The 17,662-nt window shown below is 60.8% G+C and carries 21 protein-coding genes; 6 read left to right on the top strand and 15 right to left on the bottom strand.

Annotation, left to right across the window (positions count from 1 at the left end; genetic code table 11):
- Positions 1 to 13: 13 nt before the first annotated feature.
- The 7 genes from NKH90_RS00105 to NKH90_RS00075 all read right to left on the bottom strand — a co-directional run bounded on the left by NKH90_RS00105 (position 14) and on the right by NKH90_RS00075 (position 5,258).
- Complete coding sequence (locus tag NKH90_RS00105; protein WP_352815594.1) at positions 14 to 841, bottom strand: ABC transporter permease; 828 nt, start codon at positions 839 to 841, stop codon at positions 14 to 16.
- Positions 838 to 1,551 (bottom strand): ABC transporter permease, encoded by a 714-nt coding sequence (locus tag NKH90_RS00100; protein ID WP_352471895.1) that lies wholly within the window; start codon positions 1,549 to 1,551, stop codon positions 838 to 840. The genes NKH90_RS00105 and NKH90_RS00100 overlap by 4 nt, the downstream gene beginning before the upstream one ends.
- A 118-nt stretch (positions 1,552 to 1,669) precedes the next feature.
- Positions 1,670 to 2,452 carry an ABC transporter substrate-binding protein gene (locus tag NKH90_RS00095; RefSeq protein ID WP_352471894.1) on the bottom strand — a complete coding sequence of 261 codons (783 nt, stop codon included), beginning with the start codon at positions 2,450 to 2,452 and terminating at the stop codon, positions 1,670 to 1,672.
- 212 nt (positions 2,453 to 2,664) lie between these two features.
- On the bottom strand, positions 2,665 to 3,174 hold the full coding sequence (gene mobB, locus NKH90_RS00090) for a molybdopterin-guanine dinucleotide biosynthesis protein B (RefSeq protein WP_352471893.1): 510 nt from the start codon (positions 3,172 to 3,174) through the stop codon (positions 2,665 to 2,667).
- Positions 3,171 to 3,800, bottom strand: coding sequence for a molybdenum cofactor guanylyltransferase MobA (mobA, locus tag NKH90_RS00085; RefSeq protein WP_352471892.1), 630 nt, complete (start codon positions 3,798 to 3,800; stop codon positions 3,171 to 3,173). The genes mobB and mobA overlap by 4 nt, the downstream gene beginning before the upstream one ends.
- A gap of 58 nt (positions 3,801 to 3,858) precedes the next feature.
- On the bottom strand, positions 3,859 to 4,779 hold the full coding sequence (locus tag NKH90_RS00080) for a DMT family transporter (RefSeq protein ID WP_352816412.1): 921 nt from the start codon (positions 4,777 to 4,779) through the stop codon (positions 3,859 to 3,861).
- A 122-nt stretch (positions 4,780 to 4,901) separates the two neighbouring features.
- Positions 4,902 to 5,258, bottom strand: coding sequence for a hypothetical protein (locus NKH90_RS00075; RefSeq protein WP_352448884.1), 357 nt, complete (start codon positions 5,256 to 5,258; stop codon positions 4,902 to 4,904).
- A gap of 196 nt (positions 5,259 to 5,454) precedes the next feature.
- Between NKH90_RS00075 and NKH90_RS00070 the strand changes: the two genes are divergently transcribed.
- Positions 5,455 to 6,183 (top strand): DUF1579 family protein, encoded by a 729-nt coding sequence (locus NKH90_RS00070; RefSeq protein ID WP_198023531.1) that lies wholly within the window; start codon positions 5,455 to 5,457, stop codon positions 6,181 to 6,183.
- 51 nt (positions 6,184 to 6,234) lie between these two features.
- Here the strand turns inward: NKH90_RS00070 and NKH90_RS00065 are convergent, their stop codons facing one another.
- Both NKH90_RS00065 and moaA read right to left on the bottom strand, forming a co-directional pair.
- Positions 6,235 to 6,669: a hypothetical protein gene (locus NKH90_RS00065; RefSeq protein WP_352682769.1), complete on the bottom strand. Its 435-nt coding sequence runs from the start codon at positions 6,667 to 6,669 to the stop codon at positions 6,235 to 6,237.
- 95 nt (positions 6,670 to 6,764) lie between these two features.
- Positions 6,765 to 7,760 (bottom strand): GTP 3',8-cyclase MoaA, encoded by a 996-nt coding sequence (gene moaA, locus NKH90_RS00060; RefSeq protein WP_352816408.1) that lies wholly within the window; start codon positions 7,758 to 7,760, stop codon positions 6,765 to 6,767.
- A gap of 198 nt (positions 7,761 to 7,958) precedes the next feature.
- On the opposite strand from moaA, the gene NKH90_RS00055 reads away from it, so the two are divergent.
- On the top strand, positions 7,959 to 8,312 hold the full coding sequence (locus NKH90_RS00055) for a gamma-butyrobetaine hydroxylase family protein (protein ID WP_023717628.1): 354 nt from the start codon (positions 7,959 to 7,961) through the stop codon (positions 8,310 to 8,312).
- 24 nt (positions 8,313 to 8,336) lie between these two features.
- Here NKH90_RS00055 and NKH90_RS00050 read toward each other — a convergent pair whose 3' ends face one another.
- Complete coding sequence (locus tag NKH90_RS00050; RefSeq protein ID WP_023675023.1) at positions 8,337 to 8,765, bottom strand: nuclear transport factor 2 family protein; 429 nt, start codon at positions 8,763 to 8,765, stop codon at positions 8,337 to 8,339.
- Positions 8,766 to 8,924: 159 nt separating this feature from the next.
- On the opposite strand from NKH90_RS00050, the gene NKH90_RS00045 reads away from it, so the two are divergent.
- On the top strand, positions 8,925 to 9,536 hold the full coding sequence (locus NKH90_RS00045; protein ID WP_352816404.1) for a pyridoxamine 5'-phosphate oxidase family protein: 612 nt from the start codon (positions 8,925 to 8,927) through the stop codon (positions 9,534 to 9,536).
- Between the two features lie 27 nt (positions 9,537 to 9,563).
- Here NKH90_RS00045 and NKH90_RS00040 read toward each other — a convergent pair whose 3' ends face one another.
- Entirely contained in the window at positions 9,564 to 10,016 is a 453-nt protein-coding gene (locus NKH90_RS00040) for a MarR family winged helix-turn-helix transcriptional regulator (RefSeq protein WP_352448891.1), read from the bottom strand.
- Between the two features lie 47 nt (positions 10,017 to 10,063).
- Here NKH90_RS00040 and NKH90_RS00035 point away from each other — a divergent pair, with 47 nt between their 5' ends.
- Complete coding sequence (locus NKH90_RS00035; protein WP_352816401.1) at positions 10,064 to 10,972, top strand: alpha/beta hydrolase; 909 nt, start codon at positions 10,064 to 10,066, stop codon at positions 10,970 to 10,972.
- Between the two features lie 34 nt (positions 10,973 to 11,006).
- On the opposite strand, the gene NKH90_RS00030 is transcribed toward NKH90_RS00035, so the two are convergent.
- Complete coding sequence (locus NKH90_RS00030; RefSeq protein ID WP_352816398.1) at positions 11,007 to 11,621, bottom strand: TetR/AcrR family transcriptional regulator; 615 nt, start codon at positions 11,619 to 11,621, stop codon at positions 11,007 to 11,009.
- A 98-nt stretch (positions 11,622 to 11,719) separates the two neighbouring features.
- Between NKH90_RS00030 and NKH90_RS00025 the strand changes: the two genes are divergently transcribed.
- Positions 11,720 to 12,466 carry a 3-oxoacyl-ACP reductase family protein gene (locus NKH90_RS00025; protein WP_352816396.1) on the top strand — a complete coding sequence of 249 codons (747 nt, stop codon included), beginning with the start codon at positions 11,720 to 11,722 and terminating at the stop codon, positions 12,464 to 12,466.
- Between the two features lie 219 nt (positions 12,467 to 12,685).
- Complete coding sequence (locus tag NKH90_RS00020; RefSeq protein ID WP_352816394.1) at positions 12,686 to 14,578, top strand: L,D-transpeptidase family protein; 1,893 nt, start codon at positions 12,686 to 12,688, stop codon at positions 14,576 to 14,578.
- Between the two features lie 11 nt (positions 14,579 to 14,589).
- On the opposite strand, the gene NKH90_RS00015 is transcribed toward NKH90_RS00020, so the two are convergent.
- The 3 genes from NKH90_RS00015 to NKH90_RS00005 form a co-directional block, all read right to left on the bottom strand.
- Positions 14,590 to 15,066 carry a hypothetical protein gene (locus NKH90_RS00015; protein WP_352448896.1) on the bottom strand — a complete coding sequence of 159 codons (477 nt, stop codon included), beginning with the start codon at positions 15,064 to 15,066 and terminating at the stop codon, positions 14,590 to 14,592.
- Positions 15,067 to 15,192: 126 nt separating this feature from the next.
- The gene (locus NKH90_RS00010; RefSeq protein ID WP_023675031.1) at positions 15,193 to 15,444 is read right to left on the bottom strand and encodes a PepSY domain-containing protein; all 252 of its coding nucleotides are present in this window, start codon (positions 15,442 to 15,444) and stop codon (positions 15,193 to 15,195) included.
- Between the two features lie 167 nt (positions 15,445 to 15,611).
- Positions 15,612 to 17,351: an adenylate/guanylate cyclase domain-containing protein gene (locus NKH90_RS00005; protein ID WP_352766593.1), complete on the bottom strand. Its 1,740-nt coding sequence runs from the start codon at positions 17,349 to 17,351 to the stop codon at positions 15,612 to 15,614.
- Between the last annotated feature and the right edge of the window lie 311 nt (positions 17,352 to 17,662).

Genomic DNA, 17,662 nt, shown 5'->3' with positions numbered 1-17,662 from the left:
AATGCGATGGGAGTCAGCGGTGCAGGTGGATGGTGATGCGCCGTTCGATCCATTCGACCGCGTGACGCAGGATCTCGACAATGATCAGATAGATGATCGCCGCCCATATAAAGGACTGGAAGTCGAAAGTGCGCGCATAGGTGAGCTTCGTGATGCCCATCAGATCATAGACGGTGATGATGGCAACGATCGCCGAGCCCTTGATCATCAGGATGATCTCGTTGCCATACGGGCGGAGCGCCACGATCAGCGCCTGCGGCAGGATAATTTTCCGTAGGATTTGCACTTTGTGCAGGCCGAGCGAGGCGGCACCTTCCCATTGACCCCTCGGTACGCTCTCGATCGCGCCACGCAAAATCTCGGCCTGGTACGCGGCCGTATTCAGCGAAAAGGCGAAGATCGCGCAGTTGAACGCCTCGCGGAAGAAACCCCACAGGCCGACCATCTCGAGTTCCGGCCGGAAGGAGCCCAATCCGTAGTAGACCAGGAAGGTCTGCGCCAACAGCGGCGTGCCGCGAAAAAAATAGACATAGGCATAGGCAAACCCCGAGAGGATCGGGTTCTTCGACATACGTGCATAGGCGATCGGCACCGACAGGATCGCGCCAAGCACAATCGAGATGGCAACCAGCAACAGGGTGATGCCGAGGCCGGATATGTAGCCGGGTGCATATTTCTGGAAGAACTCCGGGTTCCACGCAGCGACCAGGTAGACGACCATGCCGATGCCGAGAGCGATCCACAGGCCGACCAGGACATGGCCGAGGACGCGTTGGCGCGACCAGCCGCGTGCGGGCGGCGGCGGCCGGTCGACCTTCAGCGTGTCGGTGGCCAGGCTCATCTCTTGACCTCGCTGCTGCCGACCGCTCGTTCGATCGCATTGATGCCGAAGGAGGAGACGATCGCCAGCAGGAGATAGATCAGGCCGGCAAAACCGTAAAACAGGAAGGCATGCTTGGTGACGCGAGCGGCAACCCCGCTCTGCCGGAGGATCTCGTTGAGCCCGACGGCCGAGACGAGCGCGGTGTCCTTGAGCAGGATAAGCCAGAGATTGGCAAGTCCGGGCAACGCGATGCGGATCAACTGCGGCAACACGATCAGCCGCATCGTCTGGCCGCTGGACAGGCCAACCGAATAGCCTCCCTCATATTGCCCTTTTGGAATGGCGCGGAATGCGGATAAAAACACCTCGCTGGAATAAGAGGAGAAAATGAAGCACAGCGCGATCATGCCGGCGACGAAGCTGTTGACGTCGGCGGAGGTGCCAGGGCTCACCAGCCGGACAATGTATTGCAGGATCAATGGGATGCCGAAGAAGATGAGAAATAGGGTGAGCAGCTCGGGTATTCCGCGAAAAATCGTGGTGTAGATGTTCCCGGCCAGTCTCAGCGACGGCTCTTCCGATTGTTTGGCCAGCGCTACGAAAAAGCCGAGCGTCAGCCCGAAAGGCAGAGTGGCCAGCGCAAGACATACCGTGACAAATACACCCGCGGCGATGTCGTCGAGCCAGCCTTCGGGTCCCCAACTGAGAAGCGTCAGTGCGCTCTGCATCCGCCTGCCTGTTCTCCTTGAGGCTCTTCGAGACCCGTACCGCATCACCCCTCGCGCGCGGCGTCCTTATAAGAACGGCGGGAATCTCCCGCCGTTCACGTCATCCTATGTCGGTCGATCAGGACTCGCCGCCATAAACGTCATATTTGAAGTATTTGTCGTTGATTTCCTTGTACTTTCCGTTTGCGCGGATGGCGTCGATCGCCGCATTGAACTGGTTGACCAGATCGGTCTCGCCCTTGCGCACGGCAATGCCGGCGCCCGGACCGTGGATTTCGATAACCGGCTTGATTGTGCCGACCAGCTTGCAGCAGGCGCCGTCCGGCGAATCCAGCCATTGCTGCAGCACGACGACGTCGTCGTTGGCGGCATCGAGCCGGCCATTGGCCAGATCGAGCTGGTATTCCTGTGCGGTCGGGTACGGCTTGACGGTGCTGTCGGTATAAGTCTTGGTCGAATAGTTGAAATGCGTGGTGGACGCCTGCACGCCGATCGTTTTGCCGGCCAAATCTTCCTTGGTGACACCCTTGATGTCGGTGTCCTTGGGCGCGGCGATCGCCGGCGGCGTATTGTAATATTTGTGGGTGAAGTCGACCTTCTCGGCGCGTTCCGGCGTGATCGACATCGACGCGACGATGGCGTCGAACTTGCCCGCCTGAAGGGCTGGAATGATGCCGTCCCAGTCCTGCGCGACGAAGGTGCACTTCACCTTCATCTCGTCGCAAAGCGCCTTGGCGATGTCGATATCGAAGCCCACGAGTTGGCCGTCGGCGGTGAGGTTGTTGAATGGCGGATACGCTCCCTCGGTGCCGATCCTCAAGGTTTTTTCCTGCGCCTGGGCAACGCCAAGCGTCAGCAGCGCAGCCGAAGCGGCGAGCGCGATACGCAGTGCAATACGCATAATGGTCCTCTCTGTTGGTCCCGGCCGTCGTTCCCGAACGGCTCTGTGGGCGGTGCTTTTGACCGCCCGCTGGCGCGATACTCCCATTCTTTCCCAAGAAAAAGCAACTGCAAAACCGTCGCTTGAGGGAAGGTCATGTTCAGAAAACGGTGACGCTGGGTCAAACGCCTGAATGGAGAGAAAGTGGCCGGAAGCCCCCTGCGGCCGCGATCTCAGCGCGTCAGGCCGGTGGCGCGCTCGATGAAGTCAGCTATCGAATTCGTGTCGTCGAGATCGAAGGCCGGCAGGTCTTCGCCGACAATGTGGAAGTCGGACGCGATGGCGACAATGTGTGGATCGCCTGCCGAGAGCGGTGTCCGGTCCTTGGCCTCGAGCCGTCGCGTCTCGATTTTCTTGTGCGCCTCGCGCTTGTAACCCTCGACCAGCACGATATCGGAGGGTGCCAGCCGTGACAGGATCGCGTCCAGCGTCGGCTCGTCCTCGCCGCGCAATTCGTGCATCAGCGCCCAGCGCCTGCCCGACACGACCGCGACCTCCACTGCTCCCGCCTGCCGGTGGCGAAAGCTGTCCGCTCCGGGTTTGTCGATGTCGAAATCATGATGGGCGTGTTTTACCGTCGACACTTTCCAGCCGCGCCGGACGAACTCGGCCACCAGCTTTTCGGTCAATGTCGTCTTGCCGGAGTTCTTCCAGCCGGTGATGCCGAAGACACGTCTTTTCATGGCTCGATGCTCCGCAACAGATGCGCGGCCTGGGCAAGGTCGTCGGGAGTGTTGATGTTGAAGAACGGATCGATCTCGGCCCCGCCGGATTTCAGGATGGGAAATTCCACCTCGACAAAACCGTGCCGGTCGATGAACGCCGCAACGCGCCGGTTGTCTTCCTCGACGAGAAATTGTCGCAAGGCCTGATCTAACCCTAGCGGCCAGAGTGCAAAGGTCGGATGTCGTTTGCCGCCGGAACAGGCAACGGCGATCGAGCCGGAGCGCGCATAGGCTGCCGCGAGCAGCCGCTCGACCATATCCCTCGGCAGGAAAGGCGTATCGCCGGCAGCCGTGACCAGCGCCTGGCAGGTCGTGTCGGAAGCCCATTCGAGGCCGGTCAGGATCCCGGCAAGCGGCCCGGCATAACCTTTGACGGTGTCGGCAAGCACCGGAAGCCCCGTCGCGGCAAACCGTGTCGGATCGCCATTGGCGTTTAGCGCAAGCGGTCCGACCTGCGGGCCAAGGCGCGAAACGACATGGTCGAGCAGGGTACCGTCGCCAAGCGCAAGCAACGTCTTGTCGCCGCCGCCCATCCGGCTCGACCGGCCGCCGGCTAGAATGATCCCTGCGATATCTCGGCCCATCGTTTGCTGCCTAGACCCAAAATCCAGTTTTCAAATCAGACAGTCGTCGACAGTCACTCTATATGCCGTCCGGCGCCATGTCCGGTCCAGTGCTTTCGGCGGCTGTCTTTCGCCGGCCGACGATCCGTTCGCGGTAGAGTGCATAGAGGCCTGAGCCGATGATGATCGTGGCACCGAGGATCATCGGCAGATCCGGGACATCGCCGAAGATCGTGAAGCCAAGCAGGATCGACCAGAGCAGGGCGGTGTAGCGGAACGGCGCAATGAAGGAGATATCGCCCACCCGCATCGCCGTGATGATGAAGTGGTAGCCGATGAGCACGAGCACCGCCGCCAGCGCCAGGAACGCCGTGCTTTGTCCTGTCATCGGTGTCCAACCGCCCATCGGTGAAAGCAATGCCGCGCCCAGAAACGTCATGGCAAGGGCGGTGGCGCTCGACACCAGCAATGTCGGAATTGCCTGCGGTATCCGCTTCGTGCCGAGATCGCGCACTGCACAGCATGCCACGCTGGCCAGCGCCAGCAGAGAAAAGACGCTGAACCCTTCGAAGCCCGGCCGTACGATGATCAGCACGCCGGCAAAACCGACGGCAATAGCCAGCCAGCGCCGCCAGCCGACGCCCTCGTTGAACACAAGCGCTGCGCCCATCGTCACCGCCAGCGGCAGCGCCTGCAGCACGGCGGAGACATTGGCGATCGGAAGATGCGCCAGAGCAACCAGGAAGGACACCGTGGCGCCGGCCTCGCCGGCGACGCGCAGCGCAACGGTCGGCTGCAGCATCGAACCTGGCCGGGCAAGCGCGCCGCGTTGCCACGCAAGCAGGCCAACGAAAAGCGAAGCAAAGGCGCCGCGGATCAGCATGACCTGCGCCATGTTCATCGATTCCGACGAGAATTTGGTGATAGCGTCGTTGAGGGTGAAACCAGCCATGGCCACCATCATGAACAACGCGCCGCGCAGGTTTGGCGAAAGAGGCAAGGCGATTACCGGGTGAGTCCTGCAGCAAGCGTCTAGCAGGCACCCGCAAAACAGCAACGTCAAAGGGCTGGGCCACAGCCTTTCTATGGCCCGTAACGTCTGTCGCGCAAGAGCGGCAGGGCTTATTTGGGCGTCAGTACCTCGGTGCCGTTGCCTTCCTTGCCGGCAATCGTCCACAGGCCACGCAGCGAGCCGTCGTCCTGCACCTTGTAGACGACAAGACCGACCGCCTTGCCCATGACATAACCGGCGGAGAAGGCATCATCATTGCGCATGCAGATACCGTCCGAGGACGAGCCGCCTGTCTCCCAATGGATCGTGCAGGTCGTCTCGCTGGTCAGAGTGATCGTCGCGTCGCCACCATAGGACGACCCATCGAAATTGGTGCCGGCCACGGCATAGGTGCCGCCGATCGACTGAGCCGCCGCGGGCAGGGCCGCGAGGCTGAGCAATGCAAGAGAAAGAATGAGTTTGCGCATATCGTATTCCCCCACTGGGCGAAGAACCGCTCCAGAGCAGAGGCTAGGCCCGAATGGGCTTGCGGTAAATCCGGTGACCGTTTGCGGACGAGACCTTTTCTGGGTGTGACCCAAAAAAGGTGCCGTTCTAAAGGATAGGTCCGGAGGGCAAATTTATCACATTGCGGCTCGAGGAAATATTTCGACGAGATCAAATTTGCTCGGCAAGATTCACCAAATTGGTCATTGTAAGCTTCTGATCGTGTTGGGGAGATGGTCCATGATGAATGCACGAGGCAATGCGGACTGGCTTGGCACAGGCAGCAGGCGGCATGTTTCGTCGGCTTTCCGGTTCTCTTCTGCCCTGGCCGTCATCCTCATGGCGATAGCGCCTGCGTTCGCCGAGAACGGCGCTTCGGCGTCGGCAGTCGAACGGATGTCCACGCCGGGTCACGAAGCGGATGAGCTCGCTCGCCGCGTCGGGAAATGGTCCGTCGTCAACACGATCTGGCCAACGCCCGGTGCGCAGCCGATCGTCATGACCGGGCTGGTGGCCGAGCGCACGATGATCGGTCCCTTCATGCAGGAGGTGATGCGCCCGGCGCCCGGGTCGAAAATGCCGGACTTCCAGCGGATAGCCTATTTGAGCTATGACCGAGTGGAGGGCCGCTGGAAGTATGTCTCCATGGACACCCGTTTCCCGGCAGGGATCATGCCCGCCTGGAGTTTTGGTGGTGAGGAGGACGGCAAGATTTCACTCCTGTTCCAGCCGCTTGGTTTCGTCGGCTTCGGCCCCGAGGTCGAAGGGCGGTTCACGGCCTCCGATTTCGTCATTTCCAGGGACGGCGACAATCACGAAGTGGCCGAGCAACATTTCCTCCAGGCCAATGGCAGCGGCAAAAAATGGCTTGCCGTACGATATGACTACACGCGCCAACAACCGTGACTCGCTAGCAAAAACAATAGGCTGCCAATAAGTTCTGACGTCGCCGGATGCTCACGGTCCCCTGAGGCTGCCGGCGATCGCATCGACGAGCGGGTCGTATTTCGATTTCAGGGCTGGCGGGTAGTCGATCCAGACCGTGCGGATGACACCGTCTTTTCCGAACAGGCGGCGTTCGTAGAAGATGTTCTCGCCTTTGATGCCCGACAGCACCGCCCAGTCCTTGCCGGTCTTGCTGTAGGTGATCCTGTAGCCAGGTTCCTTGCCGGCCCTCTCGGCGGAGACGAAGGCTGTCGGGGTGTCGTCATCGATGTTGAGGATACCCGAACAGATCAGGCTGGCGCCATCGGCAGTGAGCCATTGTTGTCCATCGCCATTGTCCGGCTCAGGCTGGCGAAGAGTGAAGATTTCATCCGGAAAGGTGCAGATGGTACCGAAGCGCTCGTTCGTATAGGTAAATGGCGCGGCAACTGCCGTGGTCCCCGCCATCACTCCGAAAAACGTCAGGACTGCAAAAAAACCGCTGCACGCCTTGCCTCGCGCCGATACCAAGGCGATTATTCTTGCACGAAATCGGCGAAAAATCAGCCGCCGGTGACGCTCATATGCCGCGACACCGACGGACGGTTGGTGCGGCGATCGATGATGAAGTCGTGGCCTTTGGGCTTGCGGCCGATTGCTTCGTCGATGGCATCGGCGACCAGCTCGTTGCCTTCCGACGCACGCAGCGGCGCGCGCAGGTCGGCCGCATCTTCCTGGCCGAGGCACATGTAAAGGGTGCCGGTGCAGGTCAGCCGGACCCGGTTGCAGCTTTCGCAGAAATTATGCGTCATCGGTGTGATGAAGCCCAGCCGCCCGCCGGTCTCGGCGACTTGGACATAGCGGGCCGGGCCACCGGTCTTGTAGGGAATGTCGCTTAGCGTGAACTGGCGTTCGAGAGCCGCGCGCAGCAGCGACAGCGGCAAATACTGGTCGGTGCGGTCGGCATCGATCTCGCCCATCGGCATGGTTTCGATGATCGTCAGATCCATGCCGCGGCCATGCGCCCAGCGCAGCATTTCAGGCAATTCGGCGTCATTGAAGTCCTTCAACGCCACGGCATTGAGCTTTACCTTCAGCCCGGCCGCCTGCGCGGCGTCGATGCCGTCCATGACCTTGTCCAGATTGCCCCAGCGGGTGATCTGGCGGAATTTGTCGGCATCGAGGGTATCGAGCGAGACGTTAATGCGCTTGACGCCGCAGTCGGCGAGCTCGGCGGCAAAGCGGGAAAGCTGCGATCCGTTGGTGGTCAGCGTCAGCTCTTCCAGTGCACCACTCTCGAGATGCCGCGAAAGCTGGCGTACCAGGTGCATGATGTTCTTGCGCACAAGCGGCTCACCGCCGGTGAGGCGGAGCTTGCGCACACCCTTTTCGATGAAGACCGTGCAGAGCCGGTCGAGCTCTTCCAGCGACAGCAGGTCCTTCTTCGGCAGGAACGTCATGTCCTCGGCCATGCAATAGGTGCAGCGGAAATCGCAGCGGTCGGTGACCGACACGCGCAGGTAGGTGATCGTGCGACCGAAAGGATCGATCATATCCATGCTTATGCGCTTCCCGTGGCCGTGAACGGCTTCGTTATATATGGCTATGTGATACGAACCAACTTGGCATTCAAGATAGAAGCTCGTGATCTTCGGTAACATTCCGACGCCGACAGATCATGTCGGAAGTTCTGAAACGGCCTTTTCCCTCGACGCGAAGCGGCGTAGGAAGGGCAGTTCTCCGCAGGATCCACCAGCATGACAGCGCCAAAGGAACTCAGGGTCTCGAAGGACCGCAAGCTGCTTTCCGTCACCTTTCCGGGCCATCAGCCGTTCGAGTTGCCGGCTGAGCTTCTGCGCGTCGCCTCGCCATCGGCCGAGGTGCAGGGCCATTCGCCCGAACAGCGCGTCACCGTTCCCGGCAAGCGCAATGTAGCGATTCTGAAGATCGAGCCGGTCGGCAATTATGCCGTGCGCATCACCTTCGACGATTTCCATGATACCGGCATCTTCACCTGGAATTACCTGCATACGCTGGGTCATGAGAAGGATGCACGCTGGGCCGCCTATCTCGCCGAACTGGAAGAGAAGGGGCTGAGCCGCGACCGTTGAATGGGATCCCGCAGGACTCTCAGGTCAACGCAGGATCGCCAGTATCTCGCTGGTGTCGTGATAAAACGGCGTGCCTTCGATCAGCCGGTCATCCTTGAAGCGCAAGACTTCGGCAAACGGCTGTTTGATGGTTGCACCATTGGCCCGCGATGTCAGCGAAAGCGAGCAGCTCATGAACACCGTGTCATCGTTTTGGGCGACCTGAAGGTCCTCCACCGCCACGTCGCTCCAGATTTCCCGCATTTTGCGGAAAAGGGCGCCAACGCCGTCGAGGCCGTTCCAGTCACCGGCATAGGGCAGGGAGCGCGGCTCATGCACGACAATCTCGGCATGAAATGCGCCGGCAAGCACATCGAGGCTCTCCGACCCTGATTGCAGGAAACGCATTTCAACATTGAACATGTTTTCAATAAGTTCCATGGCGGTGCGTCGCCGGTCGAGCGGTTTATCCATTTTTGACCTCCGTATCCGTTGGCACGATCATGCAGGTAAAGCGGTTTGCCCTTGTTTGCGTTGCCTCGACACCCGTTTCCTGATGACCGGCAAACGGGCACTTGTCGTGAAAACGTCATGCATCTGGAGTAGCGCCGGCAACGGTTTGGAGACGAAAACATGTCGATAATCACCAGCGTCGAACAGCTCGAAGCGCTCTATGGCCTGCCTGGTGAAGCGTCAGTGGTCAAGGAACTCGACCAGCTGATTCGCGAATACGCAGCTATCATCGAGGCTTCGCCGTTTGCCGCGCTCGCAACCTGCGGGCCAGAAGGGCTGGACTGCTCGCCGCGCGGCGATCTCGCCGGCTTCGTCCGCATCCATGATCCGAAAACGCTGATGATGCCGGACCGGCGCGGCAACAACCGTGCCGATTCGCTAAGGAACATCCTTCGCGATCCGCGCGTCGCGCTCCTGTTCCTGGTGCCGGGTTCCGGCACGACGCTGCGCGTCAATGGCCGCGCCCACATCACCACCGATACCGGGCTCTGCGCCTCGTTCGCTGTCGAGGGCAAGCCGGCGCGCTCGGTGACGATCATCGAGATCGATGCGGTTTATTTCCAGTGCGCCCGCGCCATCCACCGATCGGAACTGTGGAATCTGGCAAGGCATGTCGACCCGAGATCGCTGCCGACTCCCGGCCAAATCCTGGAAATCACCAGCCGCAAGAACATTGACGGCGAGGTCTACGACAAGGAATGGCCCGAGCGCGCGAAAAAATCGATGTGGTGAAGCATTTGGTGGTGGAGCACTGGGCTGTCAGGCGGTCTTCAAAACCTCGGCAATCCTACGCATCTGTTCGCCGATCATGTCACATTGTTCCGGCGTCGACTGGCTCATCGCCTTCTCGATCAGCGCCATATGGACCTTCAGCGCCTGCATCAGCAGTGCCTCGCCGGCCTCTGTCAAGGTCAGCCTCAGCACGCGCTTGTCCTTCTCGTCGCCCTCGCGGCGCAGCAGGCCACGGGTCTCCAGCTGAGGCAAAAGCATGGTGATGTTGGAGCGGCCGACCAGCAGCCGACGAGCAAGGTCGTGCTGCGACATGCCGGGATGACGGTAGAGGTTCATCAGCACGTCGAGCTGCGCCGGCTTCAGGTCGAGCGGCGCAAGCTTCACCGCCAGGGTGCGTTCCACCACATGGCAGGCGCGCGCCACCGCGACCCAGTTGCGAAAACGCGGGTTGTCCCAGGGCAGGTCTTGCTTAATGTTCATGTTTGAACTATTATGTTCATGCTTGAACCAATGAATGGATCGCCACTATGGCATCATTTGGACTGAAGGTCATCCGCGGCACGTTCGGCGTGGCTGAGCATGTGGCACCGCGACTCACCGGGCGTGCTGCATTCGAGCTGTTCTGCCGCACGCCGCACGAGAAGAGCTTGAGCAAAGGCGAGCGCCGCGCAATTGATCGCGCCGCCGATTTCATGACCCAGGCACGCCATCACCGGCTAAAGACCAGAACCGGCTGCGTCATGGTGCATGAATTCCGGCCCGAGCCGGGCAGGGCGACTGCCGGCACCGTGCTCGTCATCCATGGTTGGCGTTCGCGCACCGAATACATGCGCACGCTGATCGAAGCCTATCGCGATGCCGGCTACAAGGTGGTCTCGCTCGATCTGCCGGGCCACGGCCAGTCGCAGGGCCGCCGGCTTACCCTGGTCAGTGCGGTCGATGCGGCACGGGTTGCCGGCGAATGGTTCGGCCCGTTCGCGGCCATTGTCGGCCATTCCTTCGGTGGTACCGTTGCCACCAACGCCGTCGCCGGTTCGATCAGGAACATCCCGCGATTGGCGGCCGGGCGGCTGGTGCTTATCGCCGCGCCGAGCTCGCTGCCGGCGATCTTCGCTGATTTCAGCCGCATGCTGAATGTCGGCTCGCGCTCGCAGGCCGCCATGGCCGACCGGGTCGAGCGCATCGCCGGCCGGCCGTTGCACGAGTTCACCGGTGACCGCCAGCTCGCAAGCACGCCGCTGCCGACGCTGGTGATCCACGCGCCGGACGACCGCGAAGTGTCCGCCGAGCATGCAAGGCTCTACACGCGCGCCGGCGACCATGTGCGGCTTTACTGGGCCGACGGGCTCGGCCACCGCCGCATTCTCGCCGACAGGGGTGTGGCGGAGCGTGCCGTTGGCTTCGTTGCCGGCAGGCTGGAGTCGTCTCTGCAGTGACCTGAATATCGTTCTTGTCAGCCGGGTTCGACCGTCACGCTGCCCCGGTGCTGGCCATCGCTATCCAAGCCGCCATTGCCCCGGCCACCGTCGCCAGAAGAGCCGAGCGCGACGCGCCGTCGCGCGCCTGGATCGACATGCCGTGCTGCACGGTCGCGTAGAAGGTCGCGGCCGTACCGCAGTCGAAATCGGCCGGCAACTCTCCCTCGGCGACGCCACGCTCGAGGCGTGTCAGCAAGGCTTCGCGGTTTTCGGCGCGGCGACGGCGCAGATCATCGCAGATGGCGCCGCGGCTTGAATCCTGGTGCAATGCGCCGAGCGTGATAAGGCAGCCTTGCGGACGACCGGTCTGTGAATAGGCCCTGGCAGTCTGCCGCAGGAACCGTTCGACGGCCTCGCGCGCGGTCGGCGCCTTTTCCAGCGCGGACCAGATCTCGGTTCCCTCGACCCGCGTGTAAAGCTCGGTTGCCTCGAGAAACAGTGCTTCCTTGCTGCCGAAGGCGGCATAGAGGCTGGGAGAGTTGATGCCCATTGCAGCGGTCAGGTCGCTTATCGACGCGCCCTCATAACCCTTGGCCCAAAACACTTCCATTGCGCGCCGCAAGGCGGCGGCTCGATCGAAGGTGCGGGGGCGGCCTCGTTCCGGCATGGCATCCTTTCTGTATTGATCGATACATAATTCGGTTGACGTGGTTCAGCAAGGCTGGCAGATATTTATGTATCAATCACTACAAAATGGAGAAGCAGATGTCATCCAGAAACTTGAACGGCAAGGCCGCCCTCGTCACCGGCGGCAGCCGCGGCATTGGTGCGGCGATCGCAAGAAGGCTCGCGGCCGACGGGGCAGGCGTGGCGATCACCTATGTGAATGGCGAGGAAGGGGCGTGTGCGGTGGTCAGGGAAATCGAGGCGGCCGGCGGCCGGGCCTTTGCCATCGAGGCCGACAATCGCGATGCTGGGGCGATCGAGGCGGCAGTCGATGAGGCAGCAACAGCCTTCGGACGGCTCGACATCCTGGTCAACAGCGCCGGCATCTGGCGCGCTGCGCCGATCGATGCCCTGTCGCTTGCCGATTTCGACGAGACGATGGAGGTCAACCTCAGAGCCCCGTTCGTCGCCGCCAAGGCGGCAGCAGCGCATATGGGCGAGGGTGGCCGGATCATCTCGATCGGCAGCAATCTGGCCGAGCGTGCCACGGACGCCGGCCTGAGCGCCTACTCGGCCAGCAAGGCTGCCTTGGTTGGCCTGACCAAGGCCTTTGCACGCGATCTCGGTCCGCGCGGCATCACCGCCAATGTCGTCCATCCGGGGTCGACCGATACCGACATGAATCCGGCAGCCGGCCCGCACGCCGAGCATCAGCGTCAGAAGATGGCGATGCCTCGCTTCGGCACGGCCGACGAGATCGCCGGCATGGTCGCCTGGCTTGCCGGCCCCGAAGGGCGCTTCGTGACAGGCGCTGCATTGACCATCGACGGCGGCGCCAACGCTTGAGGCTTGGCTCACGGGCGCTATCATTAACGGGGGCGATGACGGATTGACTCGACCCGTCACGATCTTGTGAAACCCTTCTGCAACAGACGTTCCGAAATTTATGAAAGCTTAACGAAATCAGTATGAATCAGTGTAGTCACGCCTTACATCCGCCATGCGGTGGGCGAGACCGTGAAAGCGGTGCGGAACGGGATCCGGTTCAACCGGAGCGGGTGATCCATGAAAGTCCTTGGAAACAAAGCAACCGTGCTGCCGTTTGCGGTGGCCGCGGCAATGCTGGCCTTCGGGGCGCCGAAGGCTGAAGCGCAAGGGTTCTTCGACATGCTTTTCGGCGGCGGCGTCAAACACGCACCGCCGAAAAGTGACTTTCCGCCGCCACCGTCAAAATACAAGCCGAAGCCCAAGGCGCCGGCCGCTTCCGGTGGTGGTGCGCAAATCAGCGGCCCGTCCTATTATACCTACAAGAGCGATCCGCTGGTGCGCGTCGATTTTTCGGCACTGTCGGCAGCGCCTGAACCAGCAACGCCTCAGGACGCTGCTTTCGAGCCGGCGGCCACCGGGGCTGCATTCCGCGAAGCCATTGCCGGCCTCGACGGCTATGACCTCTACGCCGAGAAGGACGTCGCCAAGGCGCTGATCGCCTATTACTCGGCCAATCCGGATTTCATCTGGGTGACGGGAACCAGTCCCAGCAGCCGTGCCCAGGATGCCGTGCGGGTGCTGGGCGAGGCCGCGAGCTACGGCCTGACGCCCGCCGACTACACCGTTGAAGTTCCGGCAGCAGGCACATCGGCGGGCAATGTCGATGAGCGCCTGAAAGAGCTGGTCCGCTTCGAGATGGCGCTGTCGGCGCGTGTCCTGCGCTACGCCCGTGACGCACAAAGCGGCCGCGTCGATCCCAACCGCATGACCGGCTACTACGATTTTCCGCCGAAGCCGCTCGACATGGAAGGGGTGCTGAAGACGCTGGCCCATACCCAGCAAGTGCGCACTTATCTCGAGTCACGGCATCCACAGAATTCCGAGTATCAGGCGCTGCGCGTCGAACTGGAAGCGCTCCAGGCCAGCGCCGAAGACGAAATCACCATCGATCCCGATCTGCTGTTGAAGCCGGGGCAGACCAGCCCCGAGCTGCCGAAGCTTTTGACAAAGATCGCGCGCAATCTCGATGACGAGATGGGCGGCGCCTATGGCGAGGTCCTGGCGAGGCTCGCTACCAGCGAGGTCTACGATCCGGAGCTGGTGCCGGTGATCCAGGCGGTGCAGAAACGGGCCGGCATGAAAGGCGACGGCGTCATCGGCCCGCGTACCGTTGCATCGTTGGCCGGAACATCCAAGGCCGACAAAGTTCAGAAGGTTCGGGTTGCGCTCGAAGAGTTGCGCTGGTTGCCTTCCGACCTTGGCAGCCCGCGCGTCTTCATCAACCAGCCGGCTTTCACCGCGAGCTATATCGATGATGGCGAGGAGAAGCTGAAGACCCGCGCCGTGGTTGGCAGGCCCACCAACCAGACTGCTTTCTTCTATGACCAGATAGAGCAGGTCGACTTCCATCCCTATTGGGGCGTGCCGCAGTCGATCCTGGTCAACGAGATGCTGCCGCGGCTGCGCCGGGATCCTGGCTATCTCGACCGCGCCGGCTACGAGGTGGTCAATGCCCGCGGCAAGCGCATTCCCTCGTCCTCGGTCAATTGGGGCGCCTACGGCGCAAAGATACCCTACGGCGTGCGCCAGCTGCCGAGCGAGGCCAATGCGCTGGGCGAGCTGAAGATACTGTTCCCCAACAAGCATGCAATCTACATGCACGATACGCCGCAGAAGTCGTTTTTCCAGCGCGACATGCGTGCGCTCAGCCATGGCTGCGTTCGCTTGCAGGATCCGCGCGGCATGGCCGCTGCCGTGCTCGGCACCTCGGTCGACTACATCGAGGACAAACTGAAACACGGACATTCGACCGAGGACGTGACACGCAAGATCCCGGTCTATGTCGCCTATTTCACCGCATGGCCGGACCTGTCCGGCAAGGTCGAATACTTCAACGACGTCTACGGCCGCGATACAAGGCTGCAGCAGGCGCTCGACAGCACGGAAGCGGTGCGTTCGCCGGCAAGCTGACGAATGCGGTTCTAGCGCTGAAACAGTGGACGCCGGAAACCGGCATCGCGTCCGGCGATGAGCCAATAGACCAGGCCCGCGACAACGCCTGCGGCGGCAATGATGCCGATATCGGCCCAGCGCTCCGGGTTCGTGTCATCCGGTACACTGGGCCAGATCAAGGCGAAGCCGCCAACCGCGGCCGCCGCGCCGAAGACCATGTGTAGCCAAAAACTGCGCAGCGAGAAAAACTCGGCAATCAGTGCGAAGATCAGCGTCTGCAGGCCGGTCAGCACGATCGTCAGAAAATAGATGAACATACCGAGCGGCGGCAACAGAAGCACCGCAACGGGGGTGACACCCATGACGTCGAAATAATTCGGCGCATTTGGCAGCGAACTCAGCCCGCCATAGATCGCCGCCACCGCGATCAGCCCAACCAGTACCGCTATGAAATAACCCGCGAGCATCATCAGAAAGCGTTTCAATACGTGCTTTACCGTCGCCATGCCCACCCCCGCGCGCAATGATAGCACCCAGTCAGCCATCAAAGTCATATCTACGCAAGCGTCTGCCGAAGGCCGGAGGCCTTCGAGGCGCGCCATTATTAGAATCTGGACCGTTGGCGGCCAGCTTCATTTCGGCGCGGCTGTCACCGGATCATAGGTGATTTCAACTTTGGCCTTGTCGCTCGTGTAATAAATGACGGTGTAGCCATCGCTGTCCCAATCGATTTCCTTGATGTAGCGGAAGTCGTCGCGCTGCTCGACCTTGGCGATGATTTCCGACAGCTTCTTGGCATTCTGCGGCGGCACCGGATTTTCGTCCGCGGCAAAGGCCGATCCGCCGACAAGCAGCACGGCGGCCGCCAAAACAAGTCTGGACATGGCTTTCCCTCACATCTCGATGAGCAGAAACTCGTTTCCATGCAGGTTTGTTCCCGGAGCGCCGGGCGTTGCGCTACAAGGAGGCGCCGGCCATGCCTGATTTATGGCCGCCGAAAGAACAAGACGACTGCTTAAAATCGGTGATTTACCTACGAATGCCCAGCGTTTCATTCCGGGAGGCCAGCGAGCCGCAACCCTTCGATGTATCGGGCAAGGAGAGCCTTATCCCGATATGGCGCGCGGGAGCTGTATCGCTCGATCGAGAATTCCGGATTGAGCTTGAGAAGTTCGCTAGCGGCGCGACGGGCGTCCTCCAAGCGACCAAGTTGGGCATATGTTGCCGCCAGCAAGCGGTAGGCGGAACCAATGTCTGCCATCTTTTCCAAAAGGGACAGGGCTTCGAGGTAGTTTCCGGAAAGGTATTTGCTGGCCGCAATGTTCCAAAGGTACCAGTCGGGTCGGCTGGGATTGAGCCGTAAAGCCAGTTCTCCGATTCTGGTCGCGTCCTCGAGACGCCCGAGATAGCCCAAGGCATCGCAATATTCGGCGAGGAGATCGCAATTGTTGGGCGCAAGCTCGCGGCCACGTTCGTAACAGCCTATTGCTCTTTCAGCTTCCCCCCGCCAGAGGTAAACGACGCCCAGCGCCCAGTGGACGTTGGCGTCGTAGGGACTGAGTTCAAGGGCTTTGCTCGCCGAAGCGAATGCACTTGCCAGCGTGGTTTCCAGATCGACGCGCTCATTCCATTTCAGCCTGTGTATCTCGAGCCAGGCGAGTCCCAGGTATCCGCGCGCGTAGCCCGGATCGTCGTTGATCGCGGCGACGAACATCTCTCTGGCAAGTCTGACGTCATCCGGATTCAAGCTCATCTCAAGATGCCTGCCGCGCAGGTAAAAGTCATATGCCCTCAGTGCGGTTAGCGGTTTGCCGAGAACACGGTGGCGCTCGGCCTCCTCGATCTTGATGTTAAGGGCGGCCGGAATGGATTGGGACAGCTCGTCTTGGATGTAGAACATATCGACAAGGTCGAAATCGTATTTCTCCGCCCAGATGTGTTCGTGTAACGCATTGGTCAGATTGGCATTGACCCGGACGCGATTGCCGAGCCGCCTCACGCTCCCCTCAAGAGTGTAATGCGTGGCCGGAGCATTCTGTTGCGGCTCTGAACGAGGCAAGCGAACGATCACGTTTAACCCGGAGAAGCGCGACAATGCGGCAGCGATATCCTCGGTTATGCCGGCGGCGAAATACTCATGGTCGGGATCGCCGCTCAAATTCACAAACCTCGAGACATAGAGAAGCGTTCTGTTCGACGCGATAGCAGGATTATCCTGAACGTTGAGCGACGGCGGTGCCATGAGGGCGGTGGGCGTGTGCTTGGATGGCGTGTCATCATCTATGATGACATTGAAAATCCGGAGCGGACGTTCAATGTTCTTCAACGCCTGCTCGCCCGCATCTTCGAAGCTGATATACAGGCGGTTGCCCACAGTATCGCGCACCGATGCCGAGACCGCGACGCCCCCAGGCCTGGCGATGCTCTCGATGCGCGCCGCCACGTTTACGCCGTCACCATAGACGTCTTCGTCTTCGAACAGGATGTCGCCGATATTAATGCCGATGCGAAATTCTATTTGCCGATCGCGATGGACGTTCGTGTTCCTCGTCCGCATCTCCCGTTGGATTTCGACCGCGCAGAGAACCGCTTCCTCGACGGCGCGGAACTCCACCAACATGCCATCGCCCATGAGCTTGATGATGCGGCCATGACGCAATGCGACCTTGACGTCCAATAGTTCCTGACGATGCTTCTTCAGGGCCGACAAAGTACCTTTCTCGTCAATTTCCATCAGCCGGCTGTAGCCGACTACGTCAGTGGCCATGATGACGGAGAGTTTCTGTTCCATCGGCGCTCCCCACTCCTACAAGCAACTAGATAACACATCCGCACCGCCGAAGCATCGAACTTGCGCGGACGGAAATGGGAAGATGATTACACGATAGGTTCCTGATGGCTGCGGAAATTTCGGCTGCCGGCATGGACAACTTATTGAAAGGCAATTCCGCTTCTGATTGTCGGCTTCGGGCTCAATCACGACCTTCCAGCAGAAGCATCTAAGGGCAGCACAGGGTCGATAGTGTTGAAAAAGTCCGGGTTGCAGCAGTCCTGAAGCACTTCTCTATTCGGCATGTTGAGGTCAAGCGCTTTCGAGCTTGC

Origin of the sequence: Mesorhizobium sp. M0898, from assembly GCF_040319695.1 — a bacterium.
Taxonomy (GTDB): domain Bacteria; phylum Pseudomonadota; class Alphaproteobacteria; order Rhizobiales; family Rhizobiaceae; genus Mesorhizobium.
This window is presented reverse-complemented; position numbering and strand designations above follow the sequence as displayed.

What these genes read in the sequence shown, in the direction of transcription:
- mobA (WP_352471892.1), bottom strand. Translation starts at nt 3,800, where the DNA reads ATGGGCCGAGATATCGCAGGGATCATTCTAGCCGGCGGCCGGTCGAGC.
- NKH90_RS00020 (WP_352816394.1), top strand. Translation starts at nt 12,686, where the DNA reads ATGAAAGTCCTTGGAAACAAAGCAACCGTGCTGCCGTTTGCGGTGGCC.
- NKH90_RS00075 (WP_352448884.1), bottom strand. Translation starts at nt 5,258, where the DNA reads ATGCGCAAACTCATTCTTTCTCTTGCATTGCTCAGCCTCGCGGCCCTG.
- NKH90_RS00035 (WP_352816401.1), top strand. Translation starts at nt 10,064, where the DNA reads ATGGCATCATTTGGACTGAAGGTCATCCGCGGCACGTTCGGCGTGGCT.
- NKH90_RS00050 (WP_023675023.1), bottom strand. Translation starts at nt 8,765, where the DNA reads ATGGATAAACCGCTCGACCGGCGACGCACCGCCATGGAACTTATTGAA.
- mobB (WP_352471893.1), bottom strand. Translation starts at nt 3,174, where the DNA reads ATGAAAAGACGTGTCTTCGGCATCACCGGCTGGAAGAACTCCGGCAAG.
- NKH90_RS00095 (WP_352471894.1), bottom strand. Translation starts at nt 2,452, where the DNA reads ATGCGTATTGCACTGCGTATCGCGCTCGCCGCTTCGGCTGCGCTGCTG.
- NKH90_RS00065 (WP_352682769.1), bottom strand. Translation starts at nt 6,669, where the DNA reads ATGGCGGGGACCACGGCAGTTGCCGCGCCATTTACCTATACGAACGAG.
- NKH90_RS00100 (WP_352471895.1), bottom strand. Translation starts at nt 1,551, where the DNA reads ATGCAGAGCGCACTGACGCTTCTCAGTTGGGGACCCGAAGGCTGGCTC.
- NKH90_RS00010 (WP_023675031.1), bottom strand. Translation starts at nt 15,444, where the DNA reads ATGTCCAGACTTGTTTTGGCGGCCGCCGTGCTGCTTGTCGGCGGATCG.
- NKH90_RS00025 (WP_352816396.1), top strand. Translation starts at nt 11,720, where the DNA reads ATGTCATCCAGAAACTTGAACGGCAAGGCCGCCCTCGTCACCGGCGGC.
- moaA (WP_352816408.1), bottom strand. Translation starts at nt 7,760, where the DNA reads ATGGATATGATCGATCCTTTCGGTCGCACGATCACCTACCTGCGCGTG.
- NKH90_RS00045 (WP_352816404.1), top strand. Translation starts at nt 8,925, where the DNA reads ATGTCGATAATCACCAGCGTCGAACAGCTCGAAGCGCTCTATGGCCTG.
- NKH90_RS00030 (WP_352816398.1), bottom strand. Translation starts at nt 11,621, where the DNA reads ATGCCGGAACGAGGCCGCCCCCGCACCTTCGATCGAGCCGCCGCCTTG.
- NKH90_RS00055 (WP_023717628.1), top strand. Translation starts at nt 7,959, where the DNA reads ATGACAGCGCCAAAGGAACTCAGGGTCTCGAAGGACCGCAAGCTGCTT.
- NKH90_RS00040 (WP_352448891.1), bottom strand. Translation starts at nt 10,016, where the DNA reads ATGAACATTAAGCAAGACCTGCCCTGGGACAACCCGCGTTTTCGCAAC.
- NKH90_RS00015 (WP_352448896.1), bottom strand. Translation starts at nt 15,066, where the DNA reads ATGGCGACGGTAAAGCACGTATTGAAACGCTTTCTGATGATGCTCGCG.
- NKH90_RS00105 (WP_352815594.1), bottom strand. Translation starts at nt 841, where the DNA reads ATGAGCCTGGCCACCGACACGCTGAAGGTCGACCGGCCGCCGCCGCCC.
- NKH90_RS00005 (WP_352766593.1), bottom strand. Translation starts at nt 17,351, where the DNA reads ATGGAACAGAAACTCTCCGTCATCATGGCCACTGACGTAGTCGGCTAC.